General features: G+C 46.9%; 21 protein-coding genes. All 21 read left to right on the forward strand.

The window, feature by feature from the left end; all coding sequences use genetic code 11:
• The first annotated feature begins 3 nt into the window (after window positions 1-3).
• The 21 genes from wcaF (at window position 4) to OGW44_RS11990 (ending at window position 25,889) form a co-directional block, all read left to right on the forward strand.
• Window positions 4-558: a colanic acid biosynthesis acetyltransferase WcaF gene (wcaF, locus tag OGW44_RS11890; protein WP_016153587.1), complete on the forward strand. Its 555-nt coding sequence runs from the start codon at window positions 4-6 to the stop codon at window positions 556-558.
• 24 nt (window positions 559-582) lie between these two features.
• Window positions 583-1,704 carry a GDP-mannose 4,6-dehydratase gene (gene gmd / locus OGW44_RS11895; RefSeq protein ID WP_016156920.1) on the forward strand — a complete coding sequence of 374 codons (1,122 nt, stop codon included), beginning with the start codon at window positions 583-585 and terminating at the stop codon, window positions 1,702-1,704.
• Window positions 1,705-1,706: 2 nt separating this feature from the next.
• Window positions 1,707-2,672: a GDP-L-fucose synthase gene (gene fcl, locus OGW44_RS11900; RefSeq protein ID WP_016156919.1), complete on the forward strand. Its 966-nt coding sequence runs from the start codon at window positions 1,707-1,709 to the stop codon at window positions 2,670-2,672.
• Between the two features lie 2 nt (window positions 2,673-2,674).
• Window positions 2,675-3,154 carry a GDP-mannose mannosyl hydrolase gene (locus tag OGW44_RS11905; protein WP_153690222.1) on the forward strand — a complete coding sequence of 160 codons (480 nt, stop codon included), beginning with the start codon at window positions 2,675-2,677 and terminating at the stop codon, window positions 3,152-3,154.
• On the forward strand, window positions 3,151-4,377 hold the full coding sequence (wcaI, locus tag OGW44_RS11910) for a colanic acid biosynthesis fucosyltransferase WcaI (RefSeq protein WP_185654841.1): 1,227 nt from the start codon (window positions 3,151-3,153) through the stop codon (window positions 4,375-4,377). The genes OGW44_RS11905 and wcaI overlap by 4 nt, the downstream gene beginning before the upstream one ends.
• On the forward strand, window positions 4,377-5,813 hold the full coding sequence (gene cpsB, locus OGW44_RS11915; protein WP_053388855.1) for a mannose-1-phosphate guanyltransferase: 1,437 nt from the start codon (window positions 4,377-4,379) through the stop codon (window positions 5,811-5,813). The genes wcaI and cpsB overlap by 1 nt, the downstream gene beginning before the upstream one ends.
• A gap of 127 nt (window positions 5,814-5,940) precedes the next feature.
• On the forward strand, window positions 5,941-7,311 hold the full coding sequence (cpsG, locus tag OGW44_RS11920; protein WP_185654840.1) for a colanic acid biosynthesis phosphomannomutase CpsG: 1,371 nt from the start codon (window positions 5,941-5,943) through the stop codon (window positions 7,309-7,311).
• 54 nt (window positions 7,312-7,365) lie between these two features.
• Complete coding sequence (gene wcaJ / locus OGW44_RS11925) at window positions 7,366-8,760, forward strand: undecaprenyl-phosphate glucose phosphotransferase (protein ID WP_016156914.1); 1,395 nt, start codon at window positions 7,366-7,368, stop codon at window positions 8,758-8,760.
• 1 nt (window position 8,761) lies between these two features.
• Entirely contained in the window at window positions 8,762-10,240 is a 1,479-nt protein-coding gene (wzxC, locus tag OGW44_RS11930) for a colanic acid undecaprenyl disphosphate flippase WzxC (protein ID WP_019077129.1), read from the forward strand.
• A 23-nt stretch (window positions 10,241-10,263) separates the two neighbouring features.
• Window positions 10,264-11,544: a colanic acid biosynthesis pyruvyl transferase WcaK gene (wcaK, locus tag OGW44_RS11935; protein ID WP_075848357.1), complete on the forward strand. Its 1,281-nt coding sequence runs from the start codon at window positions 10,264-10,266 to the stop codon at window positions 11,542-11,544.
• On the forward strand, window positions 11,541-12,761 hold the full coding sequence (gene wcaL / locus OGW44_RS11940) for a colanic acid biosynthesis glycosyltransferase WcaL (protein WP_169329983.1): 1,221 nt from the start codon (window positions 11,541-11,543) through the stop codon (window positions 12,759-12,761). Before wcaK ends, wcaL begins: the two co-directional genes overlap by 4 nt.
• A gap of 11 nt (window positions 12,762-12,772) precedes the next feature.
• Complete coding sequence (gene wcaM, locus OGW44_RS11945) at window positions 12,773-14,167, forward strand: colanic acid biosynthesis protein WcaM (RefSeq protein ID WP_185654839.1); 1,395 nt, start codon at window positions 12,773-12,775, stop codon at window positions 14,165-14,167.
• A 164-nt stretch (window positions 14,168-14,331) separates the two neighbouring features.
• Window positions 14,332-15,222, forward strand: a complete 891-nt coding sequence (gene galF / locus OGW44_RS11950; protein ID WP_185654838.1) for a GalU regulator GalF — start codon at window positions 14,332-14,334, stop codon at window positions 15,220-15,222.
• A 403-nt stretch (window positions 15,223-15,625) separates the two neighbouring features.
• On the forward strand, window positions 15,626-16,714 hold the full coding sequence (gene rfbB / locus OGW44_RS11955) for a dTDP-glucose 4,6-dehydratase (protein WP_278085790.1): 1,089 nt from the start codon (window positions 15,626-15,628) through the stop codon (window positions 16,712-16,714).
• Between the two features lie 14 nt (window positions 16,715-16,728).
• Window positions 16,729-17,595: a glucose-1-phosphate thymidylyltransferase RfbA gene (rfbA, locus tag OGW44_RS11960; protein WP_185654882.1), complete on the forward strand. Its 867-nt coding sequence runs from the start codon at window positions 16,729-16,731 to the stop codon at window positions 17,593-17,595.
• 41 nt (window positions 17,596-17,636) lie between these two features.
• Window positions 17,637-18,527, forward strand: a complete 891-nt coding sequence (gene rfbD, locus OGW44_RS11965; RefSeq protein WP_185654836.1) for a dTDP-4-dehydrorhamnose reductase — start codon at window positions 17,637-17,639, stop codon at window positions 18,525-18,527.
• Between the two features lie 19 nt (window positions 18,528-18,546).
• Entirely contained in the window at window positions 18,547-19,095 is a 549-nt protein-coding gene (rfbC, locus tag OGW44_RS11970) for a dTDP-4-dehydrorhamnose 3,5-epimerase (RefSeq protein ID WP_185654835.1), read from the forward strand.
• Window positions 19,096-19,097: 2 nt separating this feature from the next.
• The gene (locus OGW44_RS11975) at window positions 19,098-19,913 is read left to right on the forward strand and encodes an ABC transporter permease (protein WP_181630347.1); all 816 of its coding nucleotides are present in this window, start codon (window positions 19,098-19,100) and stop codon (window positions 19,911-19,913) included.
• Window positions 19,903-21,222 carry an ABC transporter ATP-binding protein gene (locus tag OGW44_RS11980; RefSeq protein ID WP_181630349.1) on the forward strand — a complete coding sequence of 440 codons (1,320 nt, stop codon included), beginning with the start codon at window positions 19,903-19,905 and terminating at the stop codon, window positions 21,220-21,222. The genes OGW44_RS11975 and OGW44_RS11980 overlap by 11 nt, the downstream gene beginning before the upstream one ends.
• 3 nt (window positions 21,223-21,225) lie before the next feature.
• Window positions 21,226-24,573, forward strand: a complete 3,348-nt coding sequence (locus OGW44_RS11985) for a methyltransferase (protein WP_185654834.1) — start codon at window positions 21,226-21,228, stop codon at window positions 24,571-24,573.
• Window positions 24,570-25,889, forward strand: a complete 1,320-nt coding sequence (locus OGW44_RS11990; protein WP_181630352.1) for a glycosyltransferase WbsX family protein — start codon at window positions 24,570-24,572, stop codon at window positions 25,887-25,889. The genes OGW44_RS11985 and OGW44_RS11990 overlap by 4 nt, the downstream gene beginning before the upstream one ends.
• The last annotated feature ends 1 nt before the right edge of the window (window position 25,890 follow it).

The raw sequence follows: 25,890 nt of genomic DNA on the forward strand, positions 1-25,890 counted from the left end.
ATTATGCAGGATTTAAGCGGCTTCAACGTGCCGGGAGGTTTTCGCGGCGGCGGTGCCATTAAAGTGCAATTATGGTGGGCAGTGCAAGCCACATTATTTCGCTGGTCCCCACAGGTAATGTATCGCTGGCGTGCGTTTTTATTGCGAATGTTTGGCGCAAAAATAGGAAAAAACGTAGTTATTCGACCTTCAGTAAAAATTACTTATCCGTGGAAATTAACCCTGGGAGATTATTCCTGGGTGGGTGATGACGCGGTTTTATATACGCTGGGTGATATTACGATTGGTGCGCACGCGGTTATTTCGCAAAAAAGTTATTTATGCACCGGGAGTCATGATTATGCCAGTCAACATTTTGATATTAACGCCACACCAATTGTAGTTGGTGATAAATGCTGGCTGGCGACAGATGTCTTTGTCGCGCCTGGCGTGACGATTGGCGATGGCACCGTCGTCGGAGCACGCAGCAGTGTATTTAAATCGCTGCCAGCCAATGTCGTTTGTCGGGGAAATCCCGCAATAGTCACACGCGAACGCGTCGAGAAAGTTACTCCCTGAGGGGATCATTTAAGAGGTAATAACATGTCAAAAGTCGCTCTCATCACTGGCGTAACCGGGCAGGATGGTTCTTACCTGGCAGAGTTCCTGCTGGAAAAAGGGTATGAAGTACACGGTATTAAGCGCCGCGCTTCATCATTCAACACCGAACGAGTGGACCACATCTATCAGGATCCGCATTCGGGCAATCCCAAATTCCATCTGCACTATGGCGATTTGACGGACTCCTCCAACCTGACCCGTATTTTACAGGAAGTGCAACCGGATGAGGTCTATAACCTCGGCGCCATGAGTCATGTCGCGGTATCGTTTGATTCACCGGAATACACCGCGGATGTCGATGCTATCGGCACCTTACGTTTGCTGGAAGCTATCCGCTTCCTCGGCCTGGAAAAGAAGACCCGTTTTTATCAGGCTTCCACCTCTGAACTGTACGGTCTGGTACAGGAAATCCCGCAGAAAGAGAGCACGCCGTTCTACCCGCGCTCGCCGTATGCCGTTGCTAAGCTGTACGCCTACTGGATAACCGTCAACTACCGCGAATCTTACGGTATGTATGCCTGTAACGGTATTCTGTTTAACCACGAATCTCCGCGCCGCGGCGAAACCTTTGTCACGCGCAAAATTACGCGTGCGATCGCCAACATCGCGCAGGGGCTGGAGTCTTGCCTGTACCTGGGCAATATGGATTCGCTGCGTGACTGGGGGCATGCCAAAGATTACGTCAGGATGCAGTGGATGATGCTGCAGCAGGACAAGCCGGAAGATTTCGTGATTGCCACCGGCGTGCAGTATTCCGTGCGCCAGTTTGTGGAAATGGCCGCCGCTCAGTTGGGGATTAAATTGCGCTTTGAAGGCGAGGGCGTGAATGAGAAAGGCATTGTGGTTTCCGTAACCGGACACGACGCGCCGGGTGTGAAACCTGGGGATGTCATGATTGCCGTTGACCCGCGCTATTTCCGTCCGGCAGAGGTGGAAACGCTGCTGGGCGATCCGGCCAAAGCGCATGAAAAACTGGGCTGGAAGCCGGAAATCACGTTGCGCCAGATGATCTCGGAAATGGTTGCCAACGATCTGGAAGCAGCGAAGAAGCATTCCCTGCTGAAGTCGCACGGTTACGAGGTCGCCATCGCGCTGGAGTACTGAGGATGAAGACACAACGTATTTTTGTGGCGGGCCATCGCGGGATGGTGGGGTCCGCCATCGTCAGACAATTGTCGCAGCGAGATAATGTCGAGCTGGTGCTGCGTACCCGCGACCAACTTAACCTGCTGGACGCAAGTGCGGTGCAGGCGTTCTTTGCCACTGAACGTATTGACCAGGTTTATCTGGCGGCGGCTAAAGTTGGCGGGATCGTGGCGAATAATACTTATCCTGCTGATTTTATTTATGAAAACATGATGATTGAGAGCAACATTATTCATGCTGCGCATTTGCATAACGTGAATAAACTGCTGTTCCTCGGATCATCCTGTATTTATCCAAAGCAAGCCACCCAGCCAATAGCCGAAAGCGAGCTGTTGCAGGGGCAGCTGGAACCGACCAATGAGCCGTATGCGATTGCCAAAATTGCCGGGATCAAGCTGTGCGAATCGTATAACCGCCAGTATGGCCGCGATTATCGCTCGGTGATGCCGACCAATCTGTATGGGCCGCATGACAACTTCCACCCGAGTAATTCGCATGTGATCCCGGCGCTGCTGCGCCGCTTTCATGACGCTCGCGAGCACAATACGCCGGATGTGGTGGTGTGGGGAAGCGGGACGCCAATGCGTGAATTTCTGCATGTTGACGATATGGCAGCGGCCAGTATCCACGTGATGGAGCTGGCTCAGGAAGTCTTGCAGGAATATACCCAGCCGATGCTGTCGCATATCAATGTGGGGACCGGCGTGGACTGCACTATCCGCGAACTGGCGCAAACCATCGCGCAGGTCGTGGGTTACAAGGGGCGCGTGGTGTTCGACGCCAGCAAACCGGATGGAACGCCGCGCAAATTGCTCGATGTTACGCGTCTGCATCAGTTGGGCTGGTATCACGAGATATCACTGGAAGCGGGGCTTGCCAGTACCTGGCAGTGGTTCCTTGAAAACCAGCAGCGCTACCGGGGGTAAGCATGTTTTTACGTCATGAGGATTTTGCCACCGTAGTACGTTCAACTCCGCTGATTTCCATCGATTTGATCGTGGAAAACACCCACGGTGAATTTCTGCTCGGTAAGCGTCTCAATCGTCCGGCGCAGGGTTACTGGTTTGTGCCCGGCGGTCGGGTGCAAAAAGATGAACCGCTGCACGTGGCCTTTGAGCGGCTTACCGAAACGGAGCTGGGGTTACGTTTACCGCTGTCTGCTGCGGAGTTTTACGGTGTCTGGCAGCACTTCTATGACGACAACTTTTCTGGGGATGATTTCTCAACGCATTACATCGTGCTGGGATTTCGTCTGCGGGTGTCGGAAAACGACTTGCAACTGCCCAATGTCCAACATGATGCGTACCGATGGATGGCGGCTACACAGATTCTGGTCAGTGACCACGTGCACGACAACAGTCGGGCTTACTTCTGTAAAACAAGTCAGGCCGGAGTACCCGGGCTATGAAGATCCTCGTGTATGGCATCAACTATTCGCCGGAGTTGACCGGTATCGGCAAATACACCGGTGAAATGGTGGAGTGGATGACGCAGCAGGGGCATGACGTTCGGGTGATCACCGCGCCGCCTTATTATCCCCAGTGGAAGGTAAACGGCAGTTATTCATCCTGGCGCTACCGTCGCGAAGAGGGCGACGCCCTCGTCTGGCGTTGTCCGCTGTATGTGCCTGAGCAACCCTCAACGCTCAAGCGCCTGCTGCATTTGGGCAGTTTCGCCCTGAGCAGTTTTTTCCCGCTACTGGCGCAACGTCGCTGGAAGCCGGATCGCATTATCGGCGTGGTGCCGACGCTGTTTTGCACGCCGGGCATGCGCCTGCTGGCAAAGCTTTGTGGCGCACGTACGCTATTGCACGTTCAGGATTACGAAGTCGATGCCATGTTGGGGCTAGGAATGGCGGGCAAAGGCACGCGCGGTATGGTGGCAAAACTGGCCAGCGCCTTTGAGCGCAGTGGGCTGTTGAATATGGACCATATTTCGACGATTTCCCGTTCCATGATGCACAAAGCCATGGAAAAAGGCGTTGCGCCGCACAAGGTTATTTTCTTTCCGAACTGGTCAGAAGTGACGCGCTTTCGTGATGTGAGCGACGCCGATGCCCTGGCGTTGTCCCAGCAACTGGGATTGCCTGCCGAACAAAAGATCGTTCTTTACTCAGGCAATATCGGTGAAAAGCAGGGGCTGGAGAGCGTGATAGACGCAGCGCTCGAGTTGAGCGAACACCCCTGGATGTTTGTGATTGTCGGGCAGGGCGGTGGTAAAGCGCGGCTGGAGAGCATGGCCTGCGAACGCGGCCTGAATAACGTGATGTTCTTTCCGCTGCAATCATATGACGCGCTGCCAGCGTTGCTCAAGATTGCGGATTGTCATCTGGTCGTGCAAAAGCGTGGTGCGGCTGATGCCGTACTGCCCTCCAAATTGACCAATATCCTCGCTGTTGGTGGTAACGCAGTTATTACCGCCGAACCAGAAACCGAGCTGGGTCAGCTTTGTGACGCTCACCCTGGCATTGCGGTGTGCGTGGAGCCGGAGTCGGTAAACGCGCTGGTTTGCGGTATTAAACGGGCATTGATGATGCCAAAAGTAAACACGGTGGCACGTGATTATGCCGAACGCACGCTGGATAAAGAAAACGTGCTGAGTCAATTTCTTGCAGATATACGGGGTACATGATGAGTCAAAGCAAACTCTTTCCGGTGGTGATGGCCGGTGGCTCGGGTAGCCGTTTATGGCCACTGTCCCGCGTGCTGTACCCAAAGCAGTTCCTGTGCCTGAAAGGCGATCTCACCATGCTGCAGACGACGATTTGCCGTCTGAACGGCGTGGAGTGCGAAAGCCCGGTGGTTATCTGTAATGAACAACACCGTTTTATCGTAGCGGAACAGTTACGACAGCTGCACAAACTGACTGAGAACATCATTCTCGAACCTGCCGGGCGTAACACGGCACCGGCGATAGCGCTGGCCGCGCTGGCGGCAAAACGTCAAAGTCCGGGTGAGGATCCGCTGCTGCTGGTCTTGGCGGCCGATCACATGATTGCCAACGAAGAGGCATTCCGCGAGGCGGTTCGCAATGCGATGCCATATGCCGGAGCGGGTAAGCTGGTGACGTTCGGTATCGTGCCGGACCAGCCGGAAACCGGCTATGGCTATATCCGCCGGGGGGAAGTCTCGCCGACGAATACCGACGCTGTGGCTTTTGAAGTGGCACAGTTTGTTGAAAAGCCCAATCTGGAAACCGCGCAGGCTTACGTGACGAGCGGCGACTACTACTGGAACAGCGGCATGTTCTTGTTCCGGGCCGGACGTTACCTGGAAGAACTGAAAAAGTATCGTCCCGACATTCTTGAAGCCTGTGAGAATGCCATGAGTACGGTCGACCCCGATCTCGATTTTATCCGCGTTGATGAACAGGCATTCCTCGCCTGCCCGGAAGAGTCTGTGGACTATGCGGTAATGGAACGTACCGCCGATGCGGTGGTGATGCCAATGAACGCAGGCTGGAGCGATGTTGGCTCCTGGTCATCGCTGTGGGAAATCAGTGCCCATACCGCTGAAGGCAATGTGCATCACGGCGACGTCATTAGCCATAAAACGGAAAACAGTTACGTGTATGCCGAATCCGGCCTGGTGACGACCGTCGGGGTGAAAGATCTGGTGGTGGTGCAGACCAAAGACGCGGTGCTGATAGCCGATCGCAACGCGGTGCAGGACGTCAAAAAAGTGGTAGAGCAAATTAAGGCTGACGGGCGTCATGAGCATCATATTCACCGCGAAGTTTATCGTCCGTGGGGCAAGTACGACTCAATTGATGCCGGAGAGCGTTACCAGGTGAAGCGAATTACCGTCAAGCCTGGTGAGGGATTGTCTGTGCAGATGCATCATCACCGGGCTGAACACTGGGTTGTGGTTGCCGGTACCGCGAAGGTGACAATCAATGATGATATCAAACTGCTTGCTGAAAACGAGTCTGTCTATATTCCGCTGGGGGCGACCCATTGTCTGGAGAACCCCGGGAAAATCCCGCTCGATCTGATTGAAGTGCGCTCCGGATCTTACCTCGATGAGGATGATGTGGTGCGGTTTGCGGATCGCTACGGGCGCGCGTAACACAACATCATCGTTGCCGGATGGCGGCGTGAACACCTTATCCGGCCTAAAAACTAACGGCTAGTCATTTTGGGAAAAATATCTCCAGTCAGGAGAGGGCTAACTGTTGCCTGAAGAAGGGGAAATCATGACGAAATTAACCTGTTTCAAAGCCTACGATATTCGCGGCAGGCTGGGCGAAGAGCTGAATGAAGAGATTGCGTGGCGCATTGGCCGCGCTTACGGCGAGTTCCTGAAGCCAAAATCTATCGTTCTGGGCGGCGATGTGCGTCTGACCAGCGAGACGCTAAAGCTGGCGCTGGCGAAAGGGCTGCAGGATGCGGGGGTGAATGTGCTGGATATTGGCATGTCGGGCACCGAAGAGATTTACTTCGCCACCTTCCACCTTGGCATTGACGGCGGTATTGAAGTGACCGCCAGCCATAATCCGATGGATTACAACGGCATGAAGCTGGTGCGGGAAGGGGCGCGGCCCATCAGCGGTGATACCGGTCTGCGTGACGTGCAGCGCCTGGCGGAAGCCAACGACTTCCCGGCGGTTGATGCGACAAAACGTGGCCACTACCAGCGTATTACTACCCGCGATGCCTACATCGACCACCTGCTGGGTTACATCAATCCCGGCAGCCTGAAACCGATGAAGCTGGTGCTCAACTCCGGCAACGGTGCGGCAGGTCCAGTGGTTGACGCCATTGAAGCCCGTTTTCAGGCGCTGGGGGTGCCGGTCGAGTTCATCAAAATTCACAATACGCCGGATGGCAACTTCCCCAACGGTATCCCCAATCCTCTGCTGCCGGAATGCCGGGCCGACACGCGCAATGCGGTGATTGAACACGGTGCGGATATGGGGATTGCCTTCGACGGTGATTTTGACCGCTGCTTCCTGTTCGATGAAAAAGGTCAGTTCATTGAGGGCTATTACATTGTCGGTCTGCTGGCGGAAGCGTTTCTGGAGAAGAATCCGGGGGCGAAAATTATCCACGACCCGCGCCTGTCCTGGAATACCGTGGACGTGGTGACGGCAGCAGGCGGTAAACCGGTGATGTCAAAAACCGGGCACGCGTTTATCAAAGAGCGCATGCGCCATGAAGATGCCATTTATGGCGGCGAAATGAGCGCGCATCACTATTTCCGTGATTTTGCTTACTGCGACAGCGGAATGATCCCGTGGCTGCTGGTGGCGGAACTGCTGAGTCTGAAAGGACAGTCGCTGGGTGAACTGGTCCGTGACCGGATGGTGGCCTATCCGGCGAGTGGGGAAATCAACAGCACGCTGGCAGAGCCGGCGGCAGCGATTGCGCGTGTGGAGCAGCACTTTTCCCGTGAGGCGCTGACGGTGGACAGAACGGACGGTATCAGCATGGCGTTTGTCGACTGGCGCTTCAATTTACGCTCTTCCAATACCGAACCGGTGGTGCGCCTGAACGTGGAATCGCGCGGAAATATTCCGTTGATGGAAGCGCGAACGCGCACTCTTCTGGCGTTACTGAATCAGTAATGCCGGTGCTTCCTTTGCCCGCTTATGGGCAAAGGGTGACTAACAGGAACCACGATGACACATCTAAAAAAGCGCGAACGCGCCAAAACCAATGCGTCGTTAATTTCGATGGTGCAACGCTTTTCAGATATCACCATCATGTTTGGCGGGTTGTGGGTGATCTGCGAATTAAGCGGTTTGCCTTTCCTGTATATGCACCTGCTGGTGGCGCTGATCACGCTGGTCGTTTTTCAGATGCTCGGTGGCATAACGGATTTTTATCGCTCCTGGCGCGGCGTCAAAATTTCCACTGAGCTGGTGCTGTTACTACAAAACTGGACGCTGAGTCTGATTTTTAGCGCAGGTCTGATCGCCTTTAATAACGATTTCGATAACCGTCTCGCCGTCTGGCTGGCATGGTATCTGCTTTCAAGCGTCGGCCTGGTGTTGAGTCGTTCGTTTATTCGCTACGGTGCGGGGTGGCTGCGTAATCGTGGTTACAACACCCGCCGGGTGGCGGTGGCTGGCGACCTGCCCGCCGGACAAATGCTGCTGGACAGTTTTCGCCATGAACCGTGGCTGGGATTTGAAGTGGCGGGGGTCTATCACGACCCAATCCCTGGAAAAAACTCCCGCGACTGGGCCGGTAATCTGCAACAACTGGTGGACGACGCCAAAGCTTCACGCATTCATAACGTTTATATCGCCATGTCGATGAGCGATGGCGCCAGCGTAAAAAAACTGGTGCGTGAGTTGGCCGACACCACCTGCTCGGTGATCCTCATTCCTGATGTCTTTACCTTCAACATCCTGCATTCACGGATTGAAGAGATGAACGGCGTTCCGGTAGTGCCGCTGTATGACACGCCGCTCTCGGGGATTAATCGCCTGTTAAAGCGCGCGGAAGATATCGTGCTGGCTTCACTGATCCTGCTGCTTATTTCCCCGGTGCTGTGTGGTATTGCGCTGCTGGTAAAACTGACCTCCAAAGGTCCGGTGATTTTCCGCCAGACCCGCTATGGCATGGACGGGAAGCCGATCAAAGTCTGGAAGTTTCGCTCGATGAAAGTGATGGAGAACGACGCGGTGGTGACGCAGGCGACGCAAAACGATCCGCGCGTTACCCCTGTGGGAAATTTCCTGCGCCGGACGTCGCTCGATGAACTGCCGCAGTTTATTAACGTCCTGACCGGGGGGATGTCTATCGTCGGGCCACGTCCGCATGCGGTGGCGCATAACGAACAGTACCGTCAACTGATCGAGGGCTACATGTTACGCCATAAGGTAAAACCGGGCATTACCGGCTGGGCGCAAATAAACGGCTGGCGCGGTGAAACCGATACGCTGGAAAAAATGGAAAAACGTGTGGAGTTTGACCTCGAATACATTCGCGAGTGGAGCGTGTGGTTCGATATCAAAATTGTTTTTCTGACGGTATTCAAAGGCTTTGTGAACAAAGCGGCGTATTAACATGAGCTTACGAGAAAAAACGCTTAATGGCGCAAAGTGGTCGGCGATTGCTACGGTGATCATTATTGGTCTGGGGCTTATCCAGATGACTGTCCTGGCACGGATTATTGATAACCACCAGTTTGGGTTGTTAACCGTGTCGCTGGTGATCATTGCGCTGGCCGATACGCTGTCGGATTTCGGTATCGCCAATTCAATTATTCAGCGCAAAGACATCGGTTATCTTGAGCTGACGACGCTGTACTGGCTCAACGTTGGGCTGGGTATGGTGGTATGTGTGGTGATGTTTCTGCTTAGCGGGACGATTGCCAGCGTGCTCAATAATCCCGAACTGGCGCCACTCATCAAAACCTTATCGCTGGCGTTTGTGGTGATACCGCACGGGCAGCAGTTTCGCGCGCTGATGCAAAAAGAGCTGGCCTTCAACAAAATTGGCATGATTGAAACCAGTTCGGTGTTGGCCGGTTTTACCTTTACCGTGGTCAGCGCCCATTTCTGGCCGCTCGCGCTGACGGCCATTCTCGGGTATCTGGTGAACAGTACGCTACGAACGCTGCTGTTCGGCTATTTTGGTCGCCGGATTTACCGGCCGGGGCTGCATTTTTCGCTGGCATCCGTTTCGTCGAACCTGCGTTTTGGCGCGTGGCTGACGGCAGACAGCATTATCAATTACCTCAATACCAACCTTTCCACGCTGGTTTTAGCCAGAACGTTGGGCGCTGGCGTGGCGGGCGGATTCAATCTCGCCTGGAACGTGGCGGTTGTTCCCCCGATCAAACTGAACCCGATTATTACCCGTGTCCTGTTTCCGGCGTTTGCCAAAATTCAGGACGATAGTGAAAAGCTACGGGTGAATTTTTACAAGCTGCTGTCGGTGGTCGGGATCATCAACTTCCCGGTACTCCTGGGATTGATGGTGGTGTCGAACAATGTGGTGCCGCTGGTATTTGGCGAGAAGTGGAACGGTATTATTCCCGTCTTGCAACTGCTGTGCATTGTTGGACTGCTGCGCTCTGTGGGGAATCCGATCGGTTCACTGCTGATGGCGAAAGCACGGGTCGACATCAGCTTCAAATTCAATGTGTTCAAAACCTTTCTGTTTATTCCCGCCATTTTCATCGGTGGTCATCAGGCCGGGGCGATTGGCGTGACGCTGGGCTTTTTGCTGGTCCAGGTGATTAACACGATCCTCAGTTACTTCGTGATGATCAAACCTGTTCTTGGCTCCAGCTACCGCCAGTACATGCTCAGTCTGTGGCTGCCGTTATATCTCTCTTTACCTACCCTTGTGGTGAGCTATGCGCTGGACGTAATGCTGCGCAGCCAACTGTCGCCAGGTGCGTTACTGGGGATCCAGGTAGCGGCAGGAGCGCTGGCGTTTGCGGCGATGATTGTGGTGTCGCGCCATCCGTTAGTGGTGGAAATAAAACGCCAGCTTTGCCGCAGTGAAAAAATGAAAACCTTGCTTCGTGCAGGATAAGAACAACGCTTTAAGAGGTCATAATGAAACTATTAATTTTAGGCAACCATACCTGTGGGAACCGTGGGGATAGCGCGATTCTGCGCGGTTTGCTGGATGCCATTAACGCGTTGCGTCCTGAGACTGAAGTGGATGTTATGAGCCGTTATCCGGTGAGTTCTTCGTGGTTGCTGAACCGCCCGGTGATGGGCGATCCGCTGTATTCGCAGATGAAGCAACACAATAATGCTGCCGGCGTCATGGGACGCGTGAAGAAAGTGCTGCGTCGTCGCTATCAGCATCAGGTGCTGCTCTCGCGTGTCACCGATTCCGGTAATCTGCGCAATATCGCGATCGCCCAGGGGTTTACCGATTTTGTTCGTCTGCTGTCGCACTACGACGCCATTATCCAGGTCGGCGGATCGTTTTTTGTCGATTTGTATGGCGTACCGCAGTTTGAACATGCTCTGTGTACGTTTATGGCGAAAAAACCGCTGTACATGATTGGCCACAGCGTGGGGCCATTCCAGGATGAACAGTTTAATCAACTGGCGAACTACGTTTTTGGACACTGTAATGCGTTGATTTTGCGTGAATCCGTCAGTCTGGATCTGATGAAACGCAGTGCAATAAACACGGATAAAGTCGAAACCGGGGTAGATACCGCCTGGCTGGTAAATAACCATGATGAGGATTATGAGCCTGGTTATGCCGTACAGCACTGGTTACACATGGCGGCAAAACAGAAGACCGTTGCCATTACTCTGCGTGAGCTGGCTCCTTTTGATAAGCGTCTGGGGACTACGCAGCAGGCCTATGAGCAAGCTTTTGCTGGGGTAGTGAACCGCATCCTTGATGAAGGTTACCAGGTGATAGCGCTGTCAACCTGTACCGGAATTGATAGTTACAACAAAGATGACCGCATGGTGGCGTTGAACCTGCGCCAGTATATTAACGACCCGGGCCGTTATCACGTGGTGATGGATGAACTCAACGACCTGGAGATGGGGAAAATTTTGGCTGCATGCGATCTGACGGTGGGGACTCGTTTGCACTCGGCCATCATCTCGATGAATTTTATGACGCCAGCCATCGCCATTAATTATGAGCATAAATCGGCAGGGATCATGCAACAACTGGGGTTAGCAGAGATGGCCGTCGATATTCGCCATCTGCTCGATGGCAGCCTGGAAGGGAAGGTCGCCGATGCTCTCGGACAGCTACCTGAGCTGAACATACGTCTCGGCGACGCGGTTAGGCGTGAGCGTGAACGTGGGGTGAACATGGTGCAATCGGTTTTAACGCGTATTGAGGGGGAAAAATGAAGGTTGGCTTTTTCCTGCTTAAATTTCCGCTCTCCTCCGAGACCTTTGTACTTAATCAGATTACCGCATTTATCGACATGGGCTACGACGTGGAAATTGTCGCGTTGCACAAGGGCGATCTTGAAAATACCCATGCTTCATTTAATACCTACCGTCTGGGTGAAAAAACGCGCTGGTTACTGAATGAGCCGAACAGCAAACTGGCTAAGCTTAAGTATAGGGCAGTGGCGGCCCTGCGCGGTATTACCCACGCAGCCACCTGGAAAGCGCTGAATGTTTCACGCTATGGCGATGAGGCGCGCAATCTGATTTTGGCGGCCATTTGTGGCGCGAACCCGCGGGCGTTTGAAGCGGATGTCTTTATCGCTCATTTTGGACCCGCAGGCGTAACGGCCGCCAAACTGCGTGAGCTAGGGATGATCCGCGGCAAAATCGCCACGGTATTTCACGGCATTGATGTTTCGCATCGGGATGTGCTTGCCCACTACACCCCTGAATATCAGCAACTGTTTGAACGTGGGGATTTGATGTTACCCATCAGCAACCTCTGGGCCGGACGTTTAAAAAATATGGGGTGCCCGCCGCAGAAAATCGCGGTCTCGCGCATGGGAATCGATATGACGCGCTTTACGCCCCGCCAGTTGAAATCGCCAGCCGCACCGCTGGAGATTATCTCTGTCGCCCGGTTAACTGAGAAAAAAGGACTGCACGTCGCCATCGAAGCCTGTCGTCAGTTGAAAGAGCAGGGCGTCTCATTCCGTTATCGCATCCTTGGCATTGGCCCCTGGGAGCGTCGTCTGCGTACGCTAATTGAGCAATATCAACTTGATGATGTGATTGAGATGCCCGGCTTTAAACCCAGCCATCAGGTGAAGGAAATGCTTGAGCAGGCCGATGTCTTTTTGCTGCCGTCGATCACCGGAAGGGATGGCGATATGGAGGGGATCCCGGTGGCGCTGATGGAGGCGATGGCAGTGGGCATCCCGGTGATTTCCACCGTCCATAGTGGGATCCCTGAACTGGTCGAGTCGGGCAAGTCTGGCTGGCTGGCACCGGAAAACGATGCGCAGGCGCTGGCCGAGCGATTAGCGGCATTTAGCCTGCTCGACAGTGAGCAGGTGCAGCCGATTGTGCAGTGCGCGCGAGAAAAAATTGCAACTGAATTTAATCAGTTAGCGATCAATAAACAGTTAGCCAGTCTGCTGCAAACGATGTAAATCGAGGTTGTATGTCAGAGAAAAAACTCTCACGCCGTACTTTTCTGACGGCAGGCTCTGCGCTTGTCGTGCTGCATTCTACCGTTGTTCGGGCGCTAGAATCACCGGGCAGCGTCAACATTCAGGATTACAACCCACAGGATTGGGTGGCCTCTTTCAGGCTGGCGTTCAAAGAAGGACAAACGGTCGTCGTACCAACAGGCCTGGAATGTGAGGATATCAATACCGCTATCGTTATTCCGCCAGGCAAAACGCTATTCCTGCAAGGGCGAATTAGCGGCAATGGCCGTGGGCGCTTTGTTCTGCAGGATGGATGCAAGGTGATGGGCGAGCAGGGCGGGAGCCTGAGGAACGTTACCCTCGATGTGCGGGGGTCGGACTGTGTGATAAAAGGGATTGCCATGAGCGGTTTCGGTCCGGTGACGCAAATCTATATCGGCGGTAAAACCTCGAGGCTGATGCGTAATCTGACTATCGATGATATTACCGTCACGCGTGCTAACTATGGCATTTTGCGTCAGGGTTTTCATAATCGAATGGACGGCGTAAAGATCACGAACAGCCGTTTTAGCGATTTACAGGGTGATGCTATCGAGTGGAATGTGGCGATAAACGACAGCAATATCCTCATTTCTGACAATGTCATTGAACGTATCAACTGTACCAACGGCAACGTGAACTGGGGCATCGGCATCGGTCTGGCGGGGAGTACCTATGACAATACCTATCCCGATGATCTGGCGGTAAAAAACTTTGTGGTAGCGAACATCACCGGTAGCGACTGCCGACAGTTAGTCCATGTGGAGAACGGCAAACACTTTATTATTCGTAATATTACCGCGCGAAATATCACCCCGGATTATAGTAAGAAAGCGGGCATTGATAATGCGACGGTCGCTATTTACGGATGTGATAATTTCGTAATTGATAATATCAATATGGAGAATAGCGCAGGTATGCTCATTGGTTACGGCGTAATCAAAGGGCGTTATTTATCCATTCCACAAAACTTTAAGTTAAATAATATCCATCTGGATAATACGAAACGTGAATACAAATTGCGCGGTATTCAGATCTCCTCTGGTAATGCGACATCATTTGTGGCGATTACCAATGTGGAGATGAAACGTGCCACGCTTGAGTTGCATAACCAACCACAGCACCTTTTTTTACGTAACATCAGGGTTATGCAGCAATCCGCGACGGGACCCGCGCTTAAGATGCACTTCGATCTCCGTCAGGATGTGCGCGGCAAGTTTATGGCAAAACAGGACACATTACTCTCGCTGGCGAATGTCCATGCGGTAAACGAAACCGGGCAAAGCTCAGTTGACATCGACCGGGTAAACCATCAGGTGGTGAATGTCGAAGCGGTGAATTTTCGACTCCCGGGACGGGAGAGGTAACTTTGCGACCATTCCTGGCTAAAGTGACACTCCCTGGGATTAAGATTACTGCATTGCGAAGTTAAGCGGCGTAACATACGCTGCATCGGAGTAATGTAATTCATACTGGCTAAAACAAGCTAAAAAGCTATAATTCAGCAACAATTGAATAGGTGAATGACTTAATGATTAATTTGAAAGCAGTTATTCCGGTAGCAGGTCTGGGGATGCACATGTTGCCTGCCACGAAGGCAATCCCTAAAGAGATGCTACCGATCGTAGACAAGCCGATGATTCAATACATTGTCGACGAAATTGTAGCTGCAGGTATCAAAGAAATCGTGCTGGTGACTCATGCGTCTAAGAACGCGGTTGAGAACCACTTCGACACCTCTTACGAACTCGAATCGTTGCTTGAGCAGCGTGTTAAGCGCCAGCTATTAGCCGAGGTGCAGTCTATCTGTCCTCCTGGCGTGACTATTATGAACGTTCGTCAGGCTCAGTTACTGGGCCTGGGTCATTCAATTCTTTGTGCTCGCCCAATTGTTGGGGATAACCCTTTCGTCGTCGTATTACCTGATGTGGTTCTTGATACAGCGAGCGCGGATCCGCTGCGCTACAACCTGGCTGCCATGGTTGCTCGTTTTAATGAAACCGGGCGTAGTCAGGTGCTGGCTAAGCGTATGGAAGGCGATTTGTCTGAGTACTCTGTTATTCAGACCAAAGAACCTTTAGATAACGAAGGTAAAGTCAGCCGTATCGTTGAATTCATTGAAAAACCAGACCAGCCGCAGACTCTGGATTCCGATCTGATGGCAGTAGGGCGCTACGTGCTTTCTGCTGATATCTGGGCAGAACTGGAGCATACCCAGCCCGGTGCCTGGGGGCGTATTCAGCTGACGGATGCTATTGCTGAGCTGGCTAAAAAACAGTCGGTTGATGCGATGCTGATGACGGGTGACAGCTACGATTGCGGGAAGAAAATGGGCTATATGCAGGCGTTTGTTAAGTACGGCCTGCGTAACCTGAAAGAAGGGCCGAAGTTCCGTAAGAGCATTGAGAAGTTGCTTACGTGATAAATTCATAATCCGAAGATTTGACTGATAGTTGCAAGTAGGTAGCAGAGAAGGATTCTGAGCTGTTCAGAGCTTAGTAAGTTCTCATTGCTACCTTTTTTTTATATTTGAATCAATAGTTAATGTTAGTAGTACTTCCCGTTAGCACTTGTCTGAAGGTGATATTTTTTCTTGTTTTCAAGGGCGTTTAAGGGGAGAATATAGGATTAGCATTTTGTGCCAACTCCTATATTAAATTGCTCACCAGTTTCGGCTGGAGAGTTGATAACGTTGTAATTCTTTTCAGTATACTGGTAGCTGTAGAGCCTGGGGCGGTAGCTTGCTTATAATTTTACGCAACACAGTTTGGCTCTGCAGGATGAAGTTTGAATTTAAACATTGCGACGTAATACGGAATAGTCTTGTGAAAATACTCGTCACTGGTGGTGCAGGTTTTATTGGATCTGCAGTTGTTCGTTATATTATTAATAATACTAATGATTATGTGGTAAATGTAGATAAATTGACCTATGCTGGTAATCTAGAATCGTTAGTAGACATTGCTAGTGATCCGCGTTATGCGTTCGAGCGAGCAGACATTTGCGATAGAAATGCCATGGCACGAATTTTCGCTGTGCACCAACCTGATGCGGTCATGCATCTTGCGGCAGAAAGCCATGTTGATCGCTCTATCACAGGTCCAGCGGCATTTATCGAAACAAACATTATCGGTACCTATGTTCTTCTGGAATCGGCCCGTCAGTATTGGTCAGAACTGGACGACTCACGTAAGACCGCATTTCGGTTCCATCATATATCGACCGATGAGGTATACGGTGATTTGCCACATCCTGAGGAAGTAGCGAGCGGAAGCGATTTACCACTGTTTACTGAAAAAACGCCTTATTCCCCAAGTAGCCCTTATTCCTCCTCGAAAGCATCCAGTGATCATTTAGTTCGCGCCTGGCGTCGAACCTACGGTTTACCTACTCTGGTGACGAACTGTTCAAACAACTATGGTCCATATCATTTCCCCGAAAAATTGATCCCTCTTACTATATTGAATGCATTGGCGGGTAAGTCGTTGCCAGTTTATGGGAATGGTGAACAAATTCGCGACTGGTTGTTTGTAGAAGATCATGCGCGTGCCTTATATAAAGTAGTGTCTGAAGGGAAGGTTGGCGAGACTTACAATATTGGTGGCCACAACGAACGTAAAAATATAGACGTTGTAAAGACTATTTGTAGTATTCTCGATGAAATTATTACGGATAAACCTGCGGGAATTAATCACTATGCAGATCTCATTACCTATGTAACCGATCGCCCAGGGCATGATCTGCGCTATGCGATTGATGCCAGTAAAATTCAAAATGATCTCGGCTGGATACCGCAAGAAACATTCGAATCAGGCATTCGTGAAACGGTACACTGGTATTTAAATAATAGAGATTGGTGGCAGAGAATAATGGATGGCTCTTATACAGGCGAGCGCCTGGGATCGGTAGAATAAGAAAGGAAAGAATGATGAAAGGTATTGTACTTGCAGGTGGTTCCGGAACTCGCCTTTATCCAATAACCCAAGGCGTATCAAAACAACTGTTGCCTGTTTATGATAAGCCAATGATTTTTTACCCTATTTCCGTACTGATGTTGGCGGGTATTCGTGAGATTTTAGTAATTACTACACCCGATGATATGCCATCATTCAAACGTTTGTTAGGCGATGGTTCACAGTTTGGAATCAGTTTATCCTACGAAGTTCAGCCTTCTCCAGATGGTTTGGCACAGGCCTTTATTATTGGTGAAGAATTTATCAATAATGAGCCATGCGCGCTTGTGCTAGGAGATAATATTTACTTCGGTCAAAGCTTTGGTAAAAAACTTGAAACTGCAGCACAGCTTACGAGCGGCGCGATGGTATTTGGTTATCAGGTCTTGGATCCTGAACGTTTTGGCGTTGTTGAATTTGATGAAAACTACACGGCATTATCGATTGAAGAGAAGCCACTAAAACCAAAATCAAACTGGGCGGTGACCGGACTCTATTTCTATGACAACCATGTGGTGGAAATGGCAAAGCAGGTTAAGCCTTCCAGACGTGGTGAACTTGAAATTACAACCCTGAATAAAATGTATCTGGAGAAAGGAAATCTCCAGGTAGAATTGTTAGGCCGTGGGTTCGCCTGGCTTGATACCGGTACACATGATAGCCTTGTTGAGGCGTCGCAGTTCATCCATACCATTGAAAAACGGCAGGGAATGAAAGTTGCCTGTTTGGAAGAGATTGCATATAGAAAAGGTTGGTTAGAAAAGGCACAAGTAGAGGCCCAAGCTCAAGTGCTGCAAAAAACAGAATATGGGCGTTATCTTTATATGTTAATTAATGAGTAACTTTGTAACTCAAATATATGACTATATAGTATGGAGCATCGATGAATATCCTTCTCATTGGTAAAAATGGTCAAGTTGGCTGGGAGTTACAACGTTCTCTTTCCTTATTAGGTAAAGTTACAGCCGTTGATTACTTCGATACAGATATTTGTGGCGATCTGACGAATCTTGCTGGTATTGCGAAAACAATTAATGACGTGAAGCCTAATGTCGTTGTCAATGCTGCTGCACATACTGCAGTTGATAAAGCCGAAAGTGAACGTGAGCTTGCGCATTTGCTCAACGCCGAAAGTGTCGAAGTTATAGCTAAAGAGACAGCAAAGATTGGTGCTCTGTTGATTCATTATTCAACTGATTATGTTTTTGATGGTGAAGGGCAGCACTATCGTAGTGAAAAAGAACTCCCCAACCCGTTAAATGTGTATGGGGAAACAAAGCTGGCAGGCGAGTTAGCTATTAGCCGCTTAAACCCGCGTCATTTAATCTTTAGAACGAGTTGGGTCTATGCTGCGCGAGGGGCTAACTTTGCTAGAACCATGCTTCGTCTTGCAAATGATAAAAAGTCATTATCGATCATCAATGATCAATACGGGGCACCAACTGGTGCAGAATTGCTTGCCGATTGCACCGCCCATGCGATTAGAGTTGAACGACAAAATAGCCAAGTTCACGGCACATATCATTTAGTTGCTAGCGGTGAAACGACATGGTTTGATTATGCAGAGTACGTTTTTGCTATTGCGAAAAAGAACAATGAGAGATTAATTGTGGAAGAGGTACATGGTATTCCTACATCTGCCTACCCTACCCCTGCAAAGCGGCCACATAATTCAAGATTATCCAACGATAAATTTCAAAATGTATTCAACGTCGTTTTGCCGCACTGGAGTCAGGGTGTAGAACGAGTTGTTATTGAAATTCTTGGTAAGTGAAAATTTTAAAGAGTAATATATGAATATAGTCAAAACAGACATTCCAGAGGTGTTAATCTGCGAACCAATAGTTTTTGGTGATTCTCGGGGTTTTTTTTTCGAAAGTTATAACAAAAATATATTTGATGAGGCTGTTGGTCGCAGTGTCGAATTTGTTCAAGATAACCATTCTCAATCACAAAGAGGTGTGTTACGTGGCCTCCATTTTCAACTTGAGCCTTATGCCCAAGGGAAGCTAGTACGGTGCATTGAAGGTGAAGTCTTTGATGTCGCTGTTGATATTCGTAAAAAATCAAACACATTTGGTAAATGGGTCGGTGTTAGTTTAAGTGCAGAAAATAAACGTCAACTGTGGATACCGGAAGGTTTTGCACATGGTTTTCTGACGCTTAGCGAGAGAGCCCAATTTGTTTATAAAACCACTAATTATTATCATCCACAAAGCGATCGTGGAATTATGTGGAATGATCCTGATATTGGTATTGAATGGCCTGAGTTTGATGGACAGCTAATTCTTTCTGAAAAAGATAAATTGCATTCGTCTTTGAATGAAACTATAAGTTTTTAAAAATGAAAAAACACGATGCCACACTTAAATATTTACTCCAGAGTTTCTTTGAGAATTACCCATTATTAAAAGGGTTAGTCATAAGAGATATAAAGTCACGTTATAATGGTTCATATATAGGAGTGCTTTGGTCAATAATTACTCCTATTGTTATGCTGGCAATTTATACCTTTGTCTTTAGTGTTGTGTTTAAAGCTAAATGGGGTGTAGATAGCGGATCAAAAACAGAGTTTGCACTAGTATTATTTGCTGGGATGATAATGTTCAATTTGTTTTCAGAATGCATCGCCCGATCAACGTCATTGATAATACAAAATGCCAATTATGTAAAAAAAGTGGTATTCCCTCTGGAAATTTTAGTTCCAGTTTGCGTCGGAAGTGCATTATTCAATTTTGTAGTTAGTTTTTCTGTATGGATAATTGCATATGTTGTATTGAATGGAATTCCACCAATAACATTTTTTCTATTTCCATTGATTCTTTTACCATTTATATTCTTTGTTGCTGGTGTATGCTGGCTCTTGAGTGCATTAAGTGTCTTTATTAGAGATATAGCACAATTTATTAACATCATAATTACTGTGTTACTTTTCATGTCACCTGTATTTTATCCAGTAACAGCATTACCGGAAAACTACAGGCATTATCTTTTCATCAACCCGTTGACCTATTTTGTTGAAACGTTTAGAGCTTTTATCTTTTTCGGCCATGGAATAGATATTTTCTATGCAATTTGCTTTGTGGCATCACTGCTGATGTTGTGGATGGGTTTCTTCTTTTTTCAGAAAACAAGAAAAGGTTTCGCTGATGTCATTTGATTATGCAATCAAAGTTGAGAATATAGGTAAGTGCTATCAGATATACGATAAGCCGATAGACAGACTTAAACAAATGCTCTCAAGAAAAGATCATAAATATTATAGAGAGTTTTGGGCGCTACGAAATATCTCATTTGAAGTAAAAAAGGGCGAAACAGTTGGCATTGTTGGCAAAAACGGCAGTGGTAAATCAACATTATTACAAATAATCTGCGGGACACTTAATCCAACATCTGGTGAAGTTACTACTAAGGGGCGCATAGCTGCTTTGCTGGAGTTAGGGTCAGGGTTTAACCCTGAGTTCAGTGGTAGAGATAATGTATATATGAATGCTGCCTTATTAGGTTTAAGTAAAGCAGAGATCGACGAGAAATTTGAGAGCATTATTGACTTTGCGGATATTGGGCCGTTTATAGATCAACCTGTAAAAACCTACTCCAGCGGTATGATGGTTCGTCTTGCATTTGCGGTTCAGGCACAGATCGAACCGGATATCTTAATAGTCGATGAAGCTCTAGCAGTTGGTGATGCAAAGTTTCAAGCAAGGTGTTTTGAACGATTAAAACAGCTTAAGCAGAGTGGCACCAGTATCCTATTAGTGACACACTCAACTGAACAAATAGTAACGCACTGTTCTAAAGCAGTGTTAATTGATAGCGGAGTGGTTATGGATATTGGGGAGCCCAGACAGGTCACTAATTACTATCTTGATTTACTATTTGGTCGCAGCGTAAAATCTAAGGCGAAGCAAAACCAACCCCTTGAAACAGTACAGAATGTATGCAGTGACGACGTCGTTACTCTTAACCAAAGTGAAGATGTCTTTTTAGGCCGTCCCAATTCAAATAGTTTAAGTTATCGTTGGGGAGATCGAAAAGCAATTATTCTGGATTACATACTTTCTTGTGAAGGCATCAATTATCCCCCAGCACTGAGATCAGGAAGTAATATAGAACTGTCGATGTCAGTACGGTTTATAGAAGAGATCTTTCGTCCGATTATTGGATTTACAGTAAAAAACAAAGAGGGTGTCACTGTATATGGTACTAACTCGGAGTTACTAGAATTTGAAGACGTAATGTCTACAGGTTCAAAAGGTAGTGTCGAGATTATTAATATGAGTTTCACATGCAATCTTGCACCTGGTGACTATTTTATATCCTTGGGAATTGCGAGCAAAGCATCAGAAGATGTCGAACCACATGACCGACGCTATGATGCTATCCATATACAGGTTGAACCTGATAAGACAATGTTCGGATTGTCAAATATGAATTTAAAAATGAATAAGCTTTCAGGGGATGAGTAAATAATGTCCAGCCTTTTTAATACTCGGAAATACTCCTTAAACGATGATATCAAAGTCTATTGCAATAACGAATACAAAAGTATCAACTATAGCGATGGAGATAGCATTGAACAAAAAATCTATGAAATTATTAGTAACACCAATGACTTAAGTGTTCTTTCAACTGAATTAAGAAGTCATTGTGTTGATTGGCCTACTGTCTATCATCTTGGTTCAGAAAGAGCGAATATCCTGAGACCATTTGAAAGTCTACTTAAAGGGGTTGATGTACTTGAAATTGGTGCAGGATGCGGTGCTATTACTCGTTTTCTTGGGGAAAGTGGGGCGAATGTATTAGCTGTGGAGGGATCTCTTAGACGGGCCAAAATAGCACGTTCTCGTACCAGAGATTTAGATAATGTAACTGTTCTCGCAGAAAAATTTGCTGATCTTGAAACAGACCATAAGTTTGATGTTATCACGTTAATTGGCGTTCTCGAGTATGCGAATTTGTTCACTACAAGTGATACTCCAACAAAAACGATGCTGGATGATGTATATAGTTACCTTAAACCAAATGGTAGGTTAATTATTGCAATTGAAAATCAACTGGGCTTAAAATACTTTGCTGGTGCACCTGAAGATCATAAATGGAAAGTGATGTATGGTATCGAAGGACGTTATACTAAAAATGATCCAGAGACTTTTGGTAAGCATAAGTTACAAAGCATTCTGAAAAGTGCTAATTTCAACTCTCTACAATTTTTTGCTCCATTCCCGGACTATAAAACGGCAAACTCAATTGTTACTGAGAGTGCGTACCGGCATAACTCATTCAATGCAGCAGCTTTTGCAATAGAAAATTCTCTTAAAGATCATCAATTACCAAGCCATCTACTTTTCTCACAGGAAAAAACATGGAAAGTAATACATGATAATAATCTTGGACTGGAATTTGCGAACTCATTTCTAATTGTTGCAAGTCCTTTAGAAGATCCCCACCTTGTTGTTGAATCTGAATATTTAGCATTTCACTATAGTACCTCAAGGCTCAAAAATTTCTGTAAGCAAAGTCATTTTATCTCTGATGGTGATGATAAAATAAAGATTAAAACGTATCGATGTGCTGCGGAATTTAAGGATAAAGAAAAAAATGGCTCATTAATTAATAATATTAAAGCTGAGGATGACTATTTAGTAGGAATGTCGCTAAATGAGAAAATATCACAAATAGTTTCTAGTGAATATTGGTTGTTAGATGATTTCATTAATATTTTAAAAAAATATTTGGTGTTTGTCTACGGTTTAAAAAATCAAGGCTCGAGTGATTTTGACCCTGAATGGTTGGCAAATACAGTTTCCGGGGAATTAATTGACTGTATTCCGCAAAATATAATCGTTTCGGAGTCAGATTTTGAGACATGGTGCTTAATTGATCAAGAATGGATTTATGAAGGTGAGGTGTCGTTAGCTTGGTTGTTATTTAGAGTATTATTAATTACTGTTCAGTCAAATACTCGCTTTGGGTATAATGAGCAAGTTAATGATCTGACTAGGCGAGAGTTTTTCGAATTATGTTATAAATCATTAGGTTTTAATATTACACCTGAAGACCTCGAAAGATGCGCTGATTTTGAATCTGAATTCCAGAGTTTGGTATCTGGCCGAAACAAAGCTAATTTAGGTAACTGGTATTCTTCACAGATTATTAAAAGTAGAAGCTATATTGATGAAGCAGAGCGTTTTAGAAACGTCGGTATGCTTCTTGCTGCCCAGAAAGAGCAGATCGAAAATCAAACAATCGAATTGTCAGAATTCAATACCAGCGTTGAGCGCCTGGTATTAGCTGAATCGTTGCTCGTTAAGGAAGTAGAACAATTTAAACTCGAAATAGATCAACATAAACTCGAAGTAGAACAACATAAACTCGAAGTAGAACAATATAAGATTAACGTAGAGTTGATGCGGGCATCGCTTAGTTGGAAGGTAACAAAACCGTTGAGAATGGTGAGAATGTTGGCTAAAATTCCATATGAAGGTAAAATAGCTAACTGGTTAAGAAATAAAAAGCAGTTAGGCGGTTATTTAGTAAAACGTATTCAAGGGGGAGTAAAAAGACATGGTCTTATTAATGCAATCCCTCTGGCTATAAAAACAGCCGGGAATTTATCTGTTAATCATTTTAAAAAAATCCAAAAAAGTAAATTGTATCAGCAAAGAATTAACGAACTCGAAAAATTTATTCTTAACGAAAAAAATTACATTGACCTTTTCCATGTACCGATGGGATGGCACACACCGCTGTTTCAAAGATTTCAGCATATTTCGTTGCAGGCGGCTCGACTTGGTGGGTTGGCTATTTACGGTGGGCACATTCAGGTTGATAAAAAACTATTTGTTTATGAACGCGAAGATAGCAATGTGATTGTCTTCGATGCACTCGACAGCGTGCTAAATGAAAAAATAAAGAAAGCGTTGAAATCAAATACACTTGCGCAAAAAGTTGTAAGAATACAATCAATCGATCTCGCAACTACAATAGAAGATATCTTGGAATTCCAAGATATGGGATTCAAGGTTGTATATGAGTATATTGATGAAATAACAGAAGAGATTGTTGGCGATTTTCCGGATACGATTATAAATCGTCATAAATGGATACTTGAGAATGAGTCGGTTTTTGTTGTTGCTACAGCAACTAAATTGTTCGAAGAAGTAGCAAACCATCGAACTAAAAATATGCTGTTATCAACCAATGGTGTTGATATCGAACACTGGCATGTTACTGCAAATAATCCTCCTGAAGATATTAAACCATTATTGGCTAATAAGAAAACTATTGTTGGTTACCATGGGGCTTTAGCTAAATGGATAGATTATGATTTATTGAAGAGAATAGCTGATGTTGATGGCTTACAACTGTTATTAATCGGATATGAACACGACAATTCGTTTAGAGACAGCGGATTAGCAGAAAGGGAAAATGTTTACTTCCTTGGTAGTAAGTCTTATTTTGAACTTCCACAATATGCCTGTTATTATGACGTAGGGATATTGCCATTTAAAAAGTATAAGTTAACTGAATCAGTATCACCGGTTAAATTGTTTGAGTACATGGCATTACGTAAACCTGTTGTTACAACAGACCTTGTGGAGTGCCTGAAATATAAAAGTTGTCTTGTGGCTGGGTCGATGAACTACGATAACTTTATAGAAAACATACAAAAAGCCATCAATTTAAAAAATGATCAAGATTATCTCAGTACATTAGATGCTGAAGCGTTGAGTAACTCATGGCAATCAAAAACACTTGAATATCTGGAATTAGCCGGAGTCAATGTTAATAAAAATATTGAAGGTAAGTATAAATGAATCGCAAGTTATATCAGTTAGTAAGAAAAGTTTATTGGAAGCTACCATTTAGTGATGAAACTAAAGAAGCTATCGTAGGGCGTGTAAGAAGAGCCATACGTAATGCAAAACAACAACCTAATAGTACAGCCAATGACTTTGTTGATACGACTAAAGATGATTACATACATCAGATACTAAGTTCTGCAAAACCTGCCTCTTCTGAATACGTGGCCGAAAGTATGGACCATTTTGAACGTAAAGAAGGTGATGCGAAAATAATTGCTTACTATCTTACGCAATTTCACCCTAACCCCGAAAATGATGAATGGTGGGGGAAGGGGGTTACAGAATGGAATAATGTTTGTCGCGCTAAGCCACAATTTGTTGGACATTCCCAGCCACGGTTGCCTGGCGAGCTAGGATTTTATGATCTACGTTTGAAAGAGAATATGCTTAGACAAGTGGAACTCGCTAAAAATTACGGTGTCTACGGTTTTTCTTTTTACTATTACTGGTTTGATGGCGCAAGGTTGCTTGAAAGACCACTAGACTTGTTTATGAGTAACCCTGATATTGATTTCCCATTTTCGTTATGCTGGGCAAATGAGTCTTGGACGCGCCGTTTTGATGGTACCTGTGGTGAAATTCTGATGAAGCAGAGCGATAGTGTTGATAGCTATAAAACCTTCATTGAGAGTGTCATTCCTTACATGCAGGATCCGCGCTATATCAAGGTTGGTGGAAAACCGCTGTTGACAGTATATCGCCCATCCTTTATTCCTGACTGTAAAAATGTTCTTCAGCACTGGAGGAATAAATGTAATGAGGCGGGAGTGGGAGATATTCATCTTGTAGGCGTGAAAGAGCATACTTGGGAGCATGATCTTCTGGCTATAGGATTTGATGCGCAAAGTGAATTTCATCCCGGCACTTTGTTCAAACACTGTAGTGATATAACTCATTCAATAAAATTTGTTCAGCCGAAATTTGAAGGTTTAGTCCTAGATTATGAAGATATTGTAGTTAATAAAAAATATTTTAAATATAATTATGACCGTTTGTATCGTGCTGTAATGCCAATGTGGGATAATACTGCGCGTCGCGATAACAAAGGAATGATATTCCATAAATCGACTCCAGCACTCTATAAAAATTGGCTTCAGGATGTGATTGTCGAAGCCAATGAGCGTACTGATGTTGAAGATAAGTTGATCTTTATCAATGCCTGGAATGAATGGGGTGAAGGTGCATATCTTGAGCCTGATAGGGAGTATGGCTATGCTTATTTGCAGGCTACTCGTGATGCGGTTGAATCTTCTCGATATAAAAAATAGG

Source organism: Citrobacter sp. Cb023 (assembly GCF_030336805.1).
GTDB classification, from domain to species: domain Bacteria; phylum Pseudomonadota; class Gammaproteobacteria; order Enterobacterales; family Enterobacteriaceae; genus Citrobacter; species Citrobacter braakii.

What these genes read in the sequence shown, in the direction of transcription:
- wcaF (WP_016153587.1), top strand. Translation starts at nt 4, where the DNA reads ATGCAGGATTTAAGCGGCTTCAACGTGCCGGGAGGTTTTCGCGGCGGC.
- gmd (WP_016156920.1), top strand. Translation starts at nt 583, where the DNA reads ATGTCAAAAGTCGCTCTCATCACTGGCGTAACCGGGCAGGATGGTTCT.
- fcl (WP_016156919.1), top strand. Translation starts at nt 1,707, where the DNA reads ATGAAGACACAACGTATTTTTGTGGCGGGCCATCGCGGGATGGTGGGG.
- OGW44_RS11905 (WP_153690222.1), top strand. Translation starts at nt 2,675, where the DNA reads ATGTTTTTACGTCATGAGGATTTTGCCACCGTAGTACGTTCAACTCCG.
- wcaI (WP_185654841.1), top strand. Translation starts at nt 3,151, where the DNA reads ATGAAGATCCTCGTGTATGGCATCAACTATTCGCCGGAGTTGACCGGT.
- cpsB (WP_053388855.1), top strand. Translation starts at nt 4,377, where the DNA reads ATGAGTCAAAGCAAACTCTTTCCGGTGGTGATGGCCGGTGGCTCGGGT.
- cpsG (WP_185654840.1), top strand. Translation starts at nt 5,941, where the DNA reads ATGACGAAATTAACCTGTTTCAAAGCCTACGATATTCGCGGCAGGCTG.
- wcaJ (WP_016156914.1), top strand. Translation starts at nt 7,366, where the DNA reads ATGACACATCTAAAAAAGCGCGAACGCGCCAAAACCAATGCGTCGTTA.
- wzxC (WP_019077129.1), top strand. Translation starts at nt 8,762, where the DNA reads ATGAGCTTACGAGAAAAAACGCTTAATGGCGCAAAGTGGTCGGCGATT.
- wcaK (WP_075848357.1), top strand. Translation starts at nt 10,264, where the DNA reads ATGAAACTATTAATTTTAGGCAACCATACCTGTGGGAACCGTGGGGAT.
- wcaL (WP_169329983.1), top strand. Translation starts at nt 11,541, where the DNA reads ATGAAGGTTGGCTTTTTCCTGCTTAAATTTCCGCTCTCCTCCGAGACC.
- wcaM (WP_185654839.1), top strand. Translation starts at nt 12,773, where the DNA reads ATGTCAGAGAAAAAACTCTCACGCCGTACTTTTCTGACGGCAGGCTCT.
- galF (WP_185654838.1), top strand. Translation starts at nt 14,332, where the DNA reads ATGATTAATTTGAAAGCAGTTATTCCGGTAGCAGGTCTGGGGATGCAC.
- rfbA (WP_185654882.1), top strand. Translation starts at nt 16,729, where the DNA reads ATGAAAGGTATTGTACTTGCAGGTGGTTCCGGAACTCGCCTTTATCCA.
- rfbD (WP_185654836.1), top strand. Translation starts at nt 17,637, where the DNA reads ATGAATATCCTTCTCATTGGTAAAAATGGTCAAGTTGGCTGGGAGTTA.
- rfbC (WP_185654835.1), top strand. Translation starts at nt 18,547, where the DNA reads ATGAATATAGTCAAAACAGACATTCCAGAGGTGTTAATCTGCGAACCA.
- OGW44_RS11975 (WP_181630347.1), top strand. Translation starts at nt 19,098, where the DNA reads ATGAAAAAACACGATGCCACACTTAAATATTTACTCCAGAGTTTCTTT.
- OGW44_RS11980 (WP_181630349.1), top strand. Translation starts at nt 19,903, where the DNA reads ATGTCATTTGATTATGCAATCAAAGTTGAGAATATAGGTAAGTGCTAT.
- OGW44_RS11985 (WP_185654834.1), top strand. Translation starts at nt 21,226, where the DNA reads ATGTCCAGCCTTTTTAATACTCGGAAATACTCCTTAAACGATGATATC.
- OGW44_RS11990 (WP_181630352.1), top strand. Translation starts at nt 24,570, where the DNA reads ATGAATCGCAAGTTATATCAGTTAGTAAGAAAAGTTTATTGGAAGCTA.